Genomic DNA, 13,594 nt, shown 5'->3' with positions numbered 1-13,594 from the left:
ACGCCCGACAATCGTATCACTTTCCCTTTTTCGCGCCCGCACGTAGCGCGTCACCCTGGTACGCGTCGGCGACCTCAGGCAAATTTGTTTGAGGCTGCGTTATACTCAATTCCATGGATACGAAACTGACCTCGCTGAAACTGCACCGTTGGTGGCACGCCTGAATCCGGCGGCCCGTTTCCACACACATACGCATATTCGCAAACGTGATGCCGCCAGTCCTGGCGGCATTTTCGTTTCAGCACGCTCATGGCTGGTGGCACCCAAATCAGGAACCTCCTGTCCATGACACACACCAACCGCCCCACGATCTTGACCGGTGACCGCACCACCGGCCCGCTTCACCTCGGCCACTATATCGGCTCGCTGCGTGCGCGCGTCCAACTTCAGCATGAGGCACAGCAGTTCCTGCTTCTCGCTGACACGCAGGCGTTAACCGACAACGTCGGCCGGCATCAGAAGGTTACCCAGAACGTCATCGAAGTAGCGCTCGACTATCTTGCGGTGGGCATCGACCCAGCGAAGTCGACCATCTTCATCCAGTCCCAGGTGCCAGAACTGGCCGAGCTGTTTCAGTATCTGCTGAACGTCGTGACGGTCGCGCGCCTCGAGCGAAACCCGACCATCAAGGAGGAGATTCGCCTGCGCGGTTTCGAGCGCGACATCCCGGCGGGCTTCCTGACGTATCCGATCAGTCAGGCGGCTGATATCACCGCGTTCAAGGCAACCCACGTACCCGTGGGCGACGACCAGCTACCGATGATCGAGCAGACCAACGAATTGGTGCGGCGCTTTAACAACACCGTCGACCGACCTGTGCTGGTCGAATGCGAGGCGGTGCTGTCACAGGTCACGCGATTACCCGGCATCGATGGCAAAGCGAAGATGAGCAAGTCCCTCGGGAACGCCATCGCACTAGGCGCTACGCCGGACGAAATCACGAGGGCGGTCAACAACATGTACACCGACCAGAACCACTTGCGAGTCAGCGATGCTGGTCAGGTGGAAGGCAATGTCGTGTTCGCGTTTCTCGATGCGTTCGAGCCGGACGTGCAGAAAGTCGACGAACTGAAATCCCGCTATCGGCGGGGTGGACTTGGCGATAGCGTGATCAAGCGCGTGCTGAACGAGCGGCTCCAGTCGCTCATTGAACCGATTCGCACACGACGTCGCGAGCTGGAGGAAGACCCGGCCGAGGTGCTTGCGATCCTGCGTCGGGGTACGATGCGCGCACGGGAGGTGGCTGGACAGACATTGTCAGAGGTCAGAAGCGCGTTGGGCTTGACGTACTTTCAAAGCTGAACCGAGGGGATCGGCTGTGTCGCGCTCCCCCGCTATTCCTCAGCTTCCATCACGTCAGTGAGGTAGGCGACGTCGTCGGTCTCCGACAGCGGCGTTGCCAGATGTTCGCCAAAAAGCGCCAGCGCCTCTTTCGTATAGGGCTGTTGCCAGTGCCAGTCCAACGCAGCCTGATCTTTCCAGCGCTCGAACACCACGTATTTGTCGTCGCTGCCTTTTACCTTGAACATCTGGAACTCATTGTTGCCTGTCTCCATCCTCGTGAGGCGGATGCCTGGCAGCATCTTCTCCAGCACCTTTCCGGCTGAACCCGGCTTGAAGTGGAGGTTGAGCATCACAATCACTTCACCGGAAGCGGTGGTTCGGGTGTGTTGATTCATGGCTACGATTCCTCAGGCGACGGGCGGTTTCATTCTGGCGCGGACGTGTACTTCAAGATCGATGATGACTAACGCTGACATGTCACTGCTCTCCTGTCGGGTTGCGAATGTATTGTCCTGAACGATGGGAATGATACTGGTCGGTATCATTGTATGTGCTAGTATGATACCGATCAGTATCATGGTCAACAGGTCAGCCCGAATTCTCCAGTTGGCGACTGTGGCAGACCACTCAAATCTGCAGACAAACATGACTACCTCCGCACTTTCGCCTCGCGAACGCATCATCGAAGCCGCGCAGTCGCTCTTTTATCGTGAGGGCATTCGCGGCATCGGCGTTGAGGCTATTGCTTCAGCCGCAAACACCAACAAGATGGCGATCTATCGCCACTTTGATACCAAAGACGATCTGGTCACTTACTGGCTGGCTTCGGTGGCGCAGGAGTATGAACAGATGTGGGCCCATTGGGAAAATCTGTACCCCGGGGATCCCGCATCGCAACTCAAGGCGTTGGTCCAGTCCGTCGTTCAGCGACTTCGCACCGAGGGCAACCGCGGATGTGCGCTCGCGAACAGCCTGGCGGAACTCCCGGACGAGAACCATCCGGCCCGCGTGGTAATTGACCGGCACAAGAATGCCCAACTGCAGCGCATTCAGACACTATGCGGCCAGGCCGGGCTTGGAAATCCCGAACATTGCGCGATGATCCTGCATCTGTGCTTCGAGGGTGCCCAGATTGCGGCGCAATCTTTAGGCGCGGATCGTGTCGCTACGCAGTTGGAGAATTTAGTCGACGCGATGCTGGGCACACGAGGCGCGGCACGTTCCAGGCATGACGTAAAAGGTGGTCGACATGGTAAAGCCCATGTTACGAAACGATCCGTCTGACGAAGGCGAGAACGATGTCGTTCTCCGCTCACTTCGGTGAGCATGAGGTAGGCGTCGTCGCGCGTCGCGTGCCTATCTATTTTCGACGGCGGCAAGAATCAGCAATAGCGGTGGCGGATTTCGCAATTGCCGCGTCGAGGCACAACCGGCAGCATGGAGTCACATCATGCATCGCTCTCCCTTGCCGGGGTCGCTTTAGTGCTGCATCGCGACAACGGTCCGCCATTTTTTTCATTGGCGGTTTTTGGCTCTGGGTCGATTCAGGTCCTCGAAGAATCGGTTGCTGCCCCAGAAGGCGATGATGAACCGCATGATCTGGCCAGGTATTCGCGACGAAATCGAAACCTCGAAGCTGGACCGTGCGGTCGTCTTGTCCGACGACACATCGAGGGCTCAACAATCACGGAATTGTTGCGCCGCAGGAGCCTCAAGGGCATTTCCCGACCTATGGAGATCGTGATGCAAACGCTGTCACACTGGATCGTTGTTCTGACCAATGCGTACATGGAATACACGACGTGCAACTGGAACGCCACGCACGTCTACCGGCGCACGGTTGGATATGACCAGGTGATATGGTGCTGAACGGGAGGCGGGCTTATCGTTCCTTGCGGTGCGTGACAGTTCTCTTTCAACACTCGCAGTTTGTAAATTACACCTTTTTCACGTAGGCGTTACACCATCCTTTTGCTTCGACCAGTTTGCCCCCATAGGTCGGGCACGGTCCATTCGTGGAACCGGGTTTGCCTTGATACAGTTGGCAATTGGCGCAAGTCTGCCCTGTCTGGTACCGAGGGAATTTCGCCTTGTCGACCTTCGACGCGTCCATCTTGTATCCGAGCGCCTGCGCGGTCGGATCGTTTTCGGCCAGCACGGGCGCGTCCGCGTTTGACTTCGTCGAGAGAACGGTCGTTGAGGCAACGGATGCGGCAAGTATCATGAAATGACGGCGAGAGAGCGGCACGATCGAAACTCCTTTCGGGACACAATCAGACGGCCGCAAAGTGGCGTTGAACCGGTCAATCGCGAACCGCCTCGTCATACACATGAGCAATCGGCATACCTTTCGATTGTCGAACACCGGTTTCGCAGTCGGCCTGCTGGCCGACATATCACATTGAGATACATTGAAAGCGAGGGCGTGCGCGGGCCCGCGTGACTCCCGTGTCATCCGTCTACCGGCGAACGCCTGTCATTGCGACTTGAGGTGCAGATCGTTGCTCACGGATTGCACCCCCGGCACGCTGTGGGTCACCGCAAGGGCTTCCAGAATCTGAGCCTGTGAATCCACGTATCCCGACAACTGCACGACGCCTCGGTACGTTGCCACGCTGATCGGCAACGAACGTAGCGTGGAGTCCGCGGCAAGCGCCTGCTTTACCCGGCCGGCGAGCGTGGCGTCGTCAGTGGCGACTGCCGTCGGCGCGGCCGCGGACGGTCTCGCCGTGGTCGTCGACTTACAGCCGCTCGTGAACACGAACGCGGGCAACGCGAACATCGCGACGATCAGTAACCGGCCTTGGAGGTAGGGCGCATTTCGCATTGAAGTCGATTTCCCGAAGAGGCTCTGAATGAAACATTCGTACATTCACTTCATGTAAACGAAGCGGTCCGGCTTGTCGAGTATACGGGGCTGGCTCCTTCTCGGCATCAATGCTGTGACGTGGCCTGTCTTGCTCGCCATCACGCTATGCCGCCTGTTGCGCTATCCGCGCGCGGTGCCTGCCGGTGTTGTCGATCACAGCCGCGGGCCGGGTTTCCGACGCTGGTCGCGGCGACGGCCGTGCTCGGCAGCCCACTATCGGTGTATCACGTCCTGCCGCGCGTCGTGCCATGGTTCCTTGGTCTCGCGGCCGCGATGTGGCTCGTGATCACCTATACGTTTCTGGCCGCGATGGCGATCGGACAAAGAAAGCCCGGTTTGCACACTGGACTCAACGGGACCTGGCTGCTGCTGGTCGTTGCGACCGGGTCGATTGCCGTCCTTGCGACTGCGGTGTCGCGAATGGACGGCGACAGCACTTCGTGCAACTCAACCGCAAGCGCGGAATCGCCTAGACTACAGAACCTACGGACGCTGTCGTCCCCGCCACTCTATCCGGCCATGGCGCATATCTTTTTTGCAGCTTCGATTCAGCGACATATCGCAACGCCCGAGCGCGAGATCGACGCGCGCACGCTCGGCGAAGCGCTCGAAGCCGTGTTCGTCGCGCAACCTCGACTGCGCGGCTACATCCTTGACGATCAGGGCTCGCTGCGGCCGCATCTCGCGGTGTTCGTCGACGGCCGGCGGGTCCACGACCGGGAACATCTGTCCGACGCGCTCGGCGAGCAAAGCCGGGTTTACGTGGTTCAGGCGCTGTCGGGCGGGTGAGAGGCCTATCAGTACTCGAGGAGTCACTCGATATGAGCGATCGATTGCTTGTCGCGACCCGCAAGGGCCTGTTCGATGTCAGAGCCGATGGTGAGGGCGGCTGGCACCTCGGCGATCTGCATTTCGCCGGCGAGCCAGTGAGTATGGTGCTGCGCGATCCGCGCGACAGCTCGCTGTATGCGGCGCTCAATCTCGGCCACTTCGGCGTGAAGCTGCATCGCCGGCGCGCGGGCATCGCGGATTGGGAGGAGTGCGCGGTTCCGGTCTACCCGCCGCAGCCTGCCGAAGAGACGCCTGCCGCGGACGGCGCGCACGCGAGCGCAGGCGCCGACAGCGATGACGAAGCCCCGCCCAGCCGGCCAGCCACTCCCTGGACGCTTCAGCAGATCTGGTCGCTTGAAACAGGCGGCCCCGACGAGCCGGGCGTCTTGTGGGCCGGCACGATTCCAGGCGGGCTTTTCCGATCCGGCGATGGCGGCGACACGTGGGTGCTCAACCGCGCGCTGTGGGATCGCCCGGAGCGCCGTGAATGGTTCGGAGGCGGCTACGACGCGGCGGGAATCCATTCCGTGATGGTCGATCCGCGCGACAGCCGGCACGTGACGATCGGTGTATCGTGCGGCGGCGTCTGGCAAACCGACGACGGCGGCGCGAGCTGGCGCGTGAGTGCCGAGGGCATGGAAGCCGACTACATGCCGCCGGAGCGGCGCGGCGACGCCAACGTGCAAGACCCGCACCGCGTCGTGCAATGCCCGGCAAACCCGGATGCGCTGTGGACTCAGCATCACTGCGCCATCTTCCGCTCGCTCGACGGTGCGGCTCACTGGCAGCGGATCGAAGCGCAGCCATCGAGCTTCGGCTTCGCGGTTGCCGTCCATCCGCGCGACCCGGACACCGCGTGGTTCGTGCCTGCCGTGAAAGACCAGTGCCGCATTCCGGTGGACGGCCAATTCGTTGTCACGCGCACACGCGACGGCGGCCGCACGTTCGAACGTTTCTCGAACGGGTTGCCGCGAAAACCGGCGTATGACCTTGTGTATCGGCACGGGCTCGCGGTGGATGACTCTGGCATGCGCCTCGCGATGGGGTCGACCACCGGCTCGCTCTGGACGTCCGACGACGGCGGTGAAAACTGGCAATTGATATCAGCGCATTTGCCGCCTGTTTATTGTGTTCGGTTTGGATGAGGGATCTGCGCCAGAAGACTTTCGAGGCGGCGGCGCGCGTGCCATGCCCACATTAGTCAGCGTGCCGCCACGCGTATCAACCTGGCCGCCGGACCCGGCTCCCGCGGCGCGTCTGCCTGGTCAACGGCGACGCGCCACTTCGGAAACGTGCCGGATCCGTCGACTGTCCACGACTCGCCCATTTCGTCGACATACGTCGCGTTCGCGCTTCGCCTGGCCGCCGACACGCGCCGCAGCGCGCCCGGCGCAGCGCGTTCGAACGACCGGCTGCCCAGTTCGTTGAACACTGTCGCAAGCGGCCGCCGCGCTTGCCCAGACCGGCTGAGCGGTGTGGCAAGCGGTCCGGCGGGCGCGCGCAGCACCGCGTCGGCGGGCTCGCGGCCCGCGAGGATTGCGCCGAGCAGCGCGGACGGACCGCTCGAAGCCGATGTCTCGCTGGACGCATCGGCGGCGCGCTTCGCGTTTGGTGAATCGAGTGCGAGCGGTTCGCTCGCGCCGTCGATCTGCACGACGAGGATCACGTGCCAGTCGTCCGGCGTGTTGTTGTAGCGTGGCGCGAGCGATACGAGACGCAGCCGCTCGATGTCGAAACCCGCGTCGCGCAGCAGCAGGTATTTGGCGACGGCGAAGTCCTTGCACACGCCGCTTTCGGCAAAGAACCGTGCCGGCGCGTAGTAGCTGCCGTCGGTTCCGTCGCGGTAGCGCACCTCGTTGACGAGCGCGTCAGCGAGCAGCACGGCTGACGCATCGCCGGCCTTCGCGCGCTCTGCCCGCACCTGCGCAACGAGGCGAGTCCAGCCGGCGGGTTCGCGCGTCAGGTGGCCGCGCAGCGCCTCGCGCAGGCGCTGCACGCGGCCGATAGCATCCGACGATGGTTCCAGCTGCCTGTCGGCAAGCGGCAGCAGGAACATCAGGTCGCCGACTTGCGCGAGTTCCGGGCGGATCTTGCGGTTGGCTTCCCACCACGTCCCGGTGCGCAGGCGCTCGATGCCGGCTTTCAGCTCGCGTGGCGTCGTCGAATCGCTGGGACCCGCATCGAGCGTGCCGGACGTATAGCGATGCGATGCGTCCGGCAGGTTCGCGGCGCCGGCGACGATGGGCAACAGCGCCGCGGCTGCGAGCGAGCACTGGAGAAAGCAGAGGAGCAGTCGAGCGAGCGGCATAGGTAGACTCCAGGAAGCCACACCGGACGCCGATGCGCGACAGTGTTTCGAAGTCCCCTCCGATGGCGTCTTACGCCATTCAGCGCAGGGCAACGCGGGCTGAACCCAACACTGCACGCGACGTGCCAATTCGTCATATTTCTCTACATCGTTGATTTACAAAGAGATTGGCTTTGTGGTTCGAGTGCTGCGAACGCTCCGTGGCGCCCAACGCCCAACAGACACGCGATACCTGTTCGCGCTACCCGCACACTTCGAGTTGATGGAAGCCGGAGGCCGTGTCTCCGTTACCATCGCTGTTGGGGATCCTCGACGAAACAGGCGACCACGCGGAACTATCCGAAGGCATCGGGAGGCTTGAATGGCTGCTGACCACGACACGTTGCATCCACTCCGCCCGCTCCTGAAGAACTGGATTTGGGAGCACGGACGAATCGGAACTCGTTATCTCGACTGTAGCGATGGCCAAATCAAGTTTGATGAAGGCAAGAAATCGCGCTTTGCGGCCGAAAAATACGTCTACGTGCCGCTCGATAAGGACGCTGACGGCGACACATCCGCGGAGGGCCCTCCGATCCAGGAAGCGGGACTTGCCCGGTTCTTGCGGGCAGCGCAATTGGGCAAGCCAGACGAGGCCGGCTCGGTAGCGGAGATCCACCGCGCGGTTCAGGACTGCGTGGAACTCGGGGTGTTCAGCGCGTATCAGTCGGACGCCCGGGAGGCATTCGCGCGCTATGCGAACGAGCCGATGTTCGAGGATGAAATCCGCGCGGCAGTCGTTGCTGATATCCGGCGCGGTTACGCGGGTCTGCGCAAGCAACTGGCGCTGTACGATTTCAGCGTGCTTTACGGCCTGGCCACGCCGCTGCTTATCAGCGAGACGCCCTTCATCGACTGGCGCGTGCGGGGGAGTCCAGCGGTACCGTTCGTATCGCTTCCTCTTGGACCTTATTGCCTGCTGGTAGGCGCCCCGTCCGGCAGGAGCAGCCGAGTGGGGCCGGTGGTCTGGAAGGCTGCGACCTCGATGGGACCGCTGAAGGACCACAACCGGAAAATCGAGGAGCACGCACGCTTGTGGCTGGTCGCGACCACGGACGACCAACTCGTCGCGATACAACACCGCTTCGCTGCGGTTAGAGGCCCCAAGCCAGAGACGTGAAGCGCTGACTGAACTGCGCGGTTCCTTCAGGGCAGTTGTGAATCGAGCGCTGCCTTAGCCGGAGGCTCATTGCTCCGATGAAACGAGACGATGTCCATTATGGACTCACCAAGGTGCTGTTCAAACGTACAGTAGCGCGCACTTCACGTATCGGCCTAGACTTAACACATGGATATGGACAAGAACGCGGAGCGAGTTATGGTCACCAGGACTGTCCGACGGACACTTTCCACTCTGACTTCGGCGATTACCCATGCGCCCACTAGCAAGCGTCGGATCGAACATACCGTGAAATCGGCTCAACAAAGAGCGGACGAGGCCTGGAGGCGCACGACTCACGGACCGCAAAACTCCCTGGTACGTAAAGATCCGAAAGGGTGATTTTCGCAAGGCAGACGCAAGGCCGAGCCCGTCGGATTGGACGCATATGCTGCTTCTCCCAGAACCGGATGCGGAGGCACCACTATGTCGAGCAAAAGCGATAGGGACGCCAGATCCACCCAATTGAATCCCGGCAATCCAGCCTCCGCGAGTTCTCGAGCGGGCAACTTCCGCGATGATGACGACGATGGGGAACCCGTCTCTTACGTCGATCGATATTTTTATACTCCGCCTCGCGCGACCCCGTTTCAGGTGATAGGGCAGTACGGAGTTGGGGTGGTTTCACAGGAAGGCGAAGCAAGGTTTGTCACCTTTCGTCTGGAAGCCACCGCGAGCGCGACACTTCTTTATTCCCACTCAAGCCTGCAGTCCCGCATGGAGGACTATTTCGAGCGTTTCGCGATCCATGTGCATGGGTTGTTCCACATGCACTTCAAGGCTCCGCCGGTGTTGTACGTGCAGTTTGACGGAACGTCTGGCCGGTTGCCGTGGCACGTTCCGCTCAATCTGGAACGACCAGAGACAATGCGGACGTTTCTGATGTCGCACAAGCCGTTCATGAACTGCGCACCCGCTCCGGATGCAGTGATCAAACTGTTATGTGACCGCCTCAGCGAACCAGGCGAGGATTGGGGTACTTTTCAAGTGCCGCATCGAGACGCTCCGAATCTGACATTCATCTACGCGACGCGCTGCAACGCTGAGATTCAGAAATATTCGCGCCCGGGCGCGACAGCGATCGAGGCGACAAGAACGAGAACGATTATTTGAATTGACGCGTCGATCATTGCGTTTCCTGGGAAAAGCCAAACCCGGTCAGAACCCGGACGCAAGCTGGTCCGAGTCGCGACTTTTGACCTGGCAGCCGCAGTACACTGGATTTGCGGCGTCGTTACCGCACAAGGAGATCGAGATGAAATTCGCCGAAATGTTCAGGTTCGCAAGGCGCGGCGCCAAGGCCGGTCAAGCAGCCGACGGAGAACATCAGCATGATCACGGCAAGTCGGCGCAAAAGGAAGCGAGAAAGCAGTGGGACGTAGTCGGTCGCAATCGTCATAAGCACGCGAAGTGGCAATAGGACACGACGACTGCGTCAGGGAGCCAAAGAACAAGGGGTAGTAGTCGTACCTCGGTTCGCATCGTTTCGTCGCTCGATCTGCCCGCTGCCACGCGCACACGGACAGCGGTTGCCCGCGCCCATGTGCGCCGGCATCAGGTTGCCGGTGCGGTCAGCGACGTGTTGTACGTGGTGCCCGCGATCACCGCCTTGTTCAGCTTAATGCCGCTCACATTGCTCACGAACACCGGACCCGGCGATCTCAGCGACGGGCTCCAGCGTACCGCATCGCCGGACGGGCTGTAATCGCAGTCGAATGTGATCAATCCGCCCTGGCCGGTCGAAGGATTCGGTGCAAGGCCGGTCGTGCCCGCCCCGGTAATCTTGTACTGCGGGCCTGCCCTGCGAACTCAGCGAGCCGCCGCCGTACCTCCCAGCCAGATTCACGCCGTTGGCCAGCGTCACGCCATTGATCCGCACGTGCCGACAGTGTCGGGACATTCGTGGTCCAAGGATTCAGTACATACGTGCTGGACTCCAGCGATCCTTTCACGAATGGTTTTACTGCTGGTGATATCTGGTGATGAATCCTGTCGCAAAGCAAAAGTGGCCGCGTTCCGGCCTCGAGACGACCGTGAAGGTTCGGCGCGGCTGCACCCGCTCGAAGCTGGAGTTCGCACGTCCAGGAGTAAACAGATGCTCGACACCTCCAAAAAATGCTTTGCGGCTGGACTGGCTGCCGTCGCCTTATTGCTCGCAAGCAGTCAGGCGTTCGCACAGGAGGTCGTGAAGATCGGCGTATCGGCCCCGCTGACCGGCGCCGGAGCCGCCAACGGTAAGGACATCGAGAATGGTGTTCGGCTCGCCGTCGAAGAAGCCAACGCCCAGCACACGAAGTTGGGCGGGCAGGAGGTGCGCTTCGAGCTGGACTCCGTCGATGATCAGGGCGACCCACGCATTGGCGTACAAGTCGCTCAGAAGCTCGTCGATGATGGCGTGGTCGCCGTGGTGGGCTACTACAACTCCGGAGTAGCGTTGCCGTCGTCGCCCATATTCGCCAAGGCCGGCATTCCGTTGATAGACCCCGCCGCCACGAACCCGGCCATAACCCGACAAGGGCTGAAGAACGTCTTCCGTATTATCGCCACCGACGCACAGAACTCCGGCAATGCGGGGGAGTACGCGGTAGCGGTCACCAAGGCGCAGCGCATTGCAGTGATGGACGATCGCACGGCATTTGGCCAGGGAGCCGCGGATGAATTCAAGAAGGCCGTCATCGCGGCCGGTGGCCATATCGTCGCGTCGGAATACACCAACGACAAGGCCGTCGAATTCAACGCACAGCTCACGAATATCAAGGCGGCGAACGCGGACCTGCTGTACTTTGCGGGCCTCGATAACCAGGCGGCCCTTCTTACCAGGCGGATGAAACAACTCGGTATGCGGACGCAGTTCGTAGGGAGCGGTGGCATCGCCGACAGCATCTTCATCGGCGTTGCCGGCAGTGCCGCCGAGGGCGCAATGGCCTGGGAGTACGGACGGCCAGTCGAGTCCCTTCCTCAAGGCAAAGCGTTCGCGGATAAATTCAAAAAACGATTCGGCGCGGATACGTTGACTTACGCGCCATTCGCCTACGACTGCGCGTGGGTCGCTATCACCGCCATGAAACAGGCGAATTCCTCAAAACCCGAGGTATTTATGCCTGCGTTGCGAACTATTCAGTACAACGGCATCACGGGAAAGATCGAATTCGATTCGTACGGAGATCTGAAACACCCGACGTCGACGCTCTATCAGGTGAAAGGCGGCAAGTGGGTGCCCGTGACAACCATCGGCGCCAAGTAAGTTGCCGGGCGAGTTAGCAAGTAGCGGACTCTTTCTGAAGATATCGAAGCTTCGACCGAACATCTTTCCAGTCCTCGGCGTCGGGAAGCGGCGCCTGTCGGGCGGCGATCGTCGGCCACTGTTTGGCAAGCTCGGCGTTCAGTTCAACGAACCCGAGCTGGTCTTCGGCAATGTCCTCGGACGGCACAATCGCGTCGACGGGGCACTCTGGCGCGCAACCTCCGCAGTCGATGCATTCATCCGGATCGATCACGAGAAAGTTCGGACCTTGGCGGAAGCAGTCGGTGGGGCAGACCTCTACGCAGTCGGTATAGCGACACCGGATGCAGTTTTCGGTTACCACGTAAGTCATTTCGAATCCCTATCAATATGAGTCGATAAGACGCCGGCCCGCCGGAAGCGGACCGGTTGTTGGTGATGGATTACGCTTCGGCCGTTACCGCGGGTATCTCGACCGTCGACTCGGGAACACGCCGTCCAGCGTGCCGCGACATGATATGTACGGTCTTATGCCGCGTGTCTTCATCGGTTTCGAAGAAAAATTTCTTTTCACCGAAAGCCGGAACGAGATCGTGGAGCCACGTCGCGGTGGGATCGAACCTGGCATAGAAGGGGCGACGCACCCAGTCCGGGTTGCGTGCCTGGAGAAACTGCAAGGCAAACACCTTTTCGCCGGCAATCGTGACGATGCCGTCGATGACCACCTTGCCGGGAAACGCGCTCATTGACGGGCCGCGAACCGTACGCGCAAGTCCCGACACCTGCTGATAAGCACACTGGAATATCTCATATGCTTTTGCGAGCGGCAGTTCAAAGTAATGACTGGGCCCGGTATCGCGTTCGACGAACATGTAGTAGGGAATGGCGCCCAGACGCACGCCCGTCGTCCATAGTTCCACCCACCCGTTGGGGTCCTCGTTGATGTGCCGAATCAGCGGCGCCTGCATGCGCAGGGTCGCGCCTGTCGAGACGATCCGTTTGACCGCGCGCTGTGCGATCTCGGTTCGCAGTTCGGCCGGATGATTGTAGTGGCCCATGATCGCGAGATTTTTGCCGGACGCCACGACCTTTTCGAATAGACGCAGCAAGTCGTCGGAGTCTTTGTCGCTCACATAGCGTTGTGGCCAGTAAGCGACCGACTTGGTGCCGATGCGGATATTCTGGATATGCGAAAGCTCGGGTGCCAGCAGAGGTTCGATATACCCGGCGAGCGAACGCGTGTTCATGATGAGCGGGTCGCCACCGGTGATCAGCACGTCGGTCACCTCGGTGTGGAGCTTGAGGTACGCAACGAGTTCGCTCGATTCGCGAGCGTCGAACTTGAGGTCGTCCATGCCCACGAACTGCGGCCAGCGGAAACAGAATGTGCAGTACGCGTGGCATGTCTGCCCGGCGCTCGGGAAGAACAGTACCGTCTCCTTGTACTTGTGCTGAAGTCCGCTCACGGGCTGCCCGTTCATGAACGGCACGTTGTGGGTCATCTGCCCGGCCGGGTGCGGATTCATCGCCAGCCGGATACCGCGAACTGTTTCCTCGATGGCGGCCTCGTCCTTTTTCACGAGCACCAGGTCTCGCAGCTTCGAATAGTCGGCGGGCGAGAGCATGTCCTGATGCGGGAACGTCAGGCGATAGATGGGATCGTCGGGCACCTTGCCCCAGTCGATCAGTTCGTCCATCACATACTGGTTGGTACGAAACGGCATGACACGCGATACGACCTGCACGGCCTCCCGCAGCGATTCAGGAAGGTGTTGCCACTGTGGCGCCTGGCTGATCGTCTGCCGGGTATATGGTTTGAACTTTACAGGGGGCGAGTCGAAAGTCATGGCCTGATCCTTCGTGAGGTTTGGAAAGATGCTG

The 13,594-nt window shown here is 60.7% G+C and carries 16 protein-coding genes; 9 read left to right on the top strand and 7 right to left on the bottom strand.

Annotation, left to right across the window (positions count from 1 at the left end):
• Nucleotides 1-285: 285 nt before the first annotated feature.
• Nucleotides 286-1,302 carry a tryptophan--tRNA ligase gene (trpS, locus tag AB3X95_RS09630; RefSeq protein WP_368621477.1) on the top strand — a complete coding sequence of 339 codons (1,017 nt, stop codon included), beginning with the start codon at nt 286-288 and terminating at the stop codon, nt 1,300-1,302.
• A gap of 32 nt (nt 1,303-1,334) precedes the next feature.
• Here the strand turns inward: trpS and AB3X95_RS09625 are convergent, their stop codons facing one another.
• The gene (locus tag AB3X95_RS09625; RefSeq protein ID WP_176122056.1) at nt 1,335-1,679 is read right to left on the bottom strand and encodes a putative quinol monooxygenase; all 345 of its coding nucleotides are present in this window, start codon (nt 1,677-1,679) and stop codon (nt 1,335-1,337) included.
• Between the two features lie 250 nt (nt 1,680-1,929).
• Here AB3X95_RS09625 and AB3X95_RS09620 point away from each other — a divergent pair, with 250 nt between their 5' ends.
• Together AB3X95_RS09620 and AB3X95_RS09615 are read left to right on the top strand one after the other, a co-directional pair.
• Nucleotides 1,930-2,568, top strand: a complete 639-nt coding sequence (locus AB3X95_RS09620; RefSeq protein WP_176122057.1) for a TetR/AcrR family transcriptional regulator — start codon at nt 1,930-1,932, stop codon at nt 2,566-2,568.
• 459 nt (nt 2,569-3,027) lie between these two features.
• Complete coding sequence (locus AB3X95_RS09615) at nt 3,028-3,153, top strand: hypothetical protein (RefSeq protein WP_260332324.1); 126 nt, start codon at nt 3,028-3,030, stop codon at nt 3,151-3,153.
• A 67-nt stretch (nt 3,154-3,220) separates the two neighbouring features.
• Here AB3X95_RS09615 and AB3X95_RS09610 read toward each other — a convergent pair whose 3' ends face one another.
• Nucleotides 3,221-3,532: a high-potential iron-sulfur protein gene (locus AB3X95_RS09610; RefSeq protein ID WP_176122211.1), complete on the bottom strand. Its 312-nt coding sequence runs from the start codon at nt 3,530-3,532 to the stop codon at nt 3,221-3,223.
• A gap of 228 nt (nt 3,533-3,760) precedes the next feature.
• On the bottom strand, nt 3,761-4,111 hold the full coding sequence (locus AB3X95_RS09605; RefSeq protein WP_176122058.1) for a BON domain-containing protein: 351 nt from the start codon (nt 4,109-4,111) through the stop codon (nt 3,761-3,763).
• 561 nt (nt 4,112-4,672) lie between these two features.
• Here AB3X95_RS09605 and AB3X95_RS09600 point away from each other — a divergent pair.
• Entirely contained in the window at nt 4,673-4,942 is a 270-nt protein-coding gene (locus AB3X95_RS09600; protein WP_013093592.1) for a MoaD/ThiS family protein, read from the top strand.
• A gap of 32 nt (nt 4,943-4,974) precedes the next feature.
• Nucleotides 4,975-6,129 (top strand): WD40/YVTN/BNR-like repeat-containing protein, encoded by a 1,155-nt coding sequence (locus tag AB3X95_RS09595; RefSeq protein WP_368621181.1) that lies wholly within the window; start codon nt 4,975-4,977, stop codon nt 6,127-6,129.
• Nucleotides 6,130-6,185: 56 nt separating this feature from the next.
• On the opposite strand, the gene AB3X95_RS09590 is transcribed toward AB3X95_RS09595, so the two are convergent.
• Nucleotides 6,186-7,292 carry a transglutaminase domain-containing protein gene (locus AB3X95_RS09590; protein WP_368621180.1) on the bottom strand — a complete coding sequence of 369 codons (1,107 nt, stop codon included), beginning with the start codon at nt 7,290-7,292 and terminating at the stop codon, nt 6,186-6,188.
• 361 nt (nt 7,293-7,653) lie between these two features.
• Here AB3X95_RS09590 and AB3X95_RS09585 point away from each other — a divergent pair, with 361 nt between their 5' ends.
• The 3 genes from AB3X95_RS09585 to AB3X95_RS09575 all read left to right on the top strand — a co-directional run bounded on the left by AB3X95_RS09585 (nt 7,654) and on the right by AB3X95_RS09575 (nt 9,910).
• Nucleotides 7,654-8,451: a hypothetical protein gene (locus tag AB3X95_RS09585; protein ID WP_368621179.1), complete on the top strand. Its 798-nt coding sequence runs from the start codon at nt 7,654-7,656 to the stop codon at nt 8,449-8,451.
• A gap of 465 nt (nt 8,452-8,916) precedes the next feature.
• Complete coding sequence (locus tag AB3X95_RS09580) at nt 8,917-9,603, top strand: hypothetical protein (RefSeq protein WP_368621178.1); 687 nt, start codon at nt 8,917-8,919, stop codon at nt 9,601-9,603.
• A 142-nt stretch (nt 9,604-9,745) separates the two neighbouring features.
• Complete coding sequence (locus AB3X95_RS09575) at nt 9,746-9,910, top strand: hypothetical protein (protein WP_176111137.1); 165 nt, start codon at nt 9,746-9,748, stop codon at nt 9,908-9,910.
• A 134-nt stretch (nt 9,911-10,044) separates the two neighbouring features.
• On the opposite strand, the gene AB3X95_RS09570 is transcribed toward AB3X95_RS09575, so the two are convergent.
• The gene (locus AB3X95_RS09570) at nt 10,045-10,215 is read right to left on the bottom strand and encodes a hypothetical protein (protein WP_184227509.1); all 171 of its coding nucleotides are present in this window, start codon (nt 10,213-10,215) and stop codon (nt 10,045-10,047) included.
• Between the two features lie 370 nt (nt 10,216-10,585).
• Here AB3X95_RS09570 and AB3X95_RS09565 point away from each other — a divergent pair, with 370 nt between their 5' ends.
• Complete coding sequence (locus AB3X95_RS09565; protein ID WP_368621177.1) at nt 10,586-11,734, top strand: branched-chain amino acid ABC transporter substrate-binding protein; 1,149 nt, start codon at nt 10,586-10,588, stop codon at nt 11,732-11,734.
• A 13-nt stretch (nt 11,735-11,747) separates the two neighbouring features.
• On the opposite strand, the gene fdxA is transcribed toward AB3X95_RS09565, so the two are convergent.
• Both fdxA and AB3X95_RS09555 read right to left on the bottom strand, forming a co-directional pair.
• Nucleotides 11,748-12,086: a ferredoxin FdxA gene (gene fdxA / locus AB3X95_RS09560; protein ID WP_368621176.1), complete on the bottom strand. Its 339-nt coding sequence runs from the start codon at nt 12,084-12,086 to the stop codon at nt 11,748-11,750.
• A 70-nt stretch (nt 12,087-12,156) separates the two neighbouring features.
• Nucleotides 12,157-13,560, bottom strand: a complete 1,404-nt coding sequence (locus AB3X95_RS09555) for a KamA family radical SAM protein (RefSeq protein WP_368621476.1) — start codon at nt 13,558-13,560, stop codon at nt 12,157-12,159.
• Between the last annotated feature and the right edge of the window lie 34 nt (nt 13,561-13,594).

Source organism: Paraburkholderia sp. BR13444, from assembly GCF_040948755.1.
GTDB classification, from domain to species: Bacteria; Pseudomonadota; Gammaproteobacteria; order Burkholderiales; family Burkholderiaceae; genus Paraburkholderia; species Paraburkholderia youngii.
This window is presented reverse-complemented; position numbering and strand designations above follow the sequence as displayed.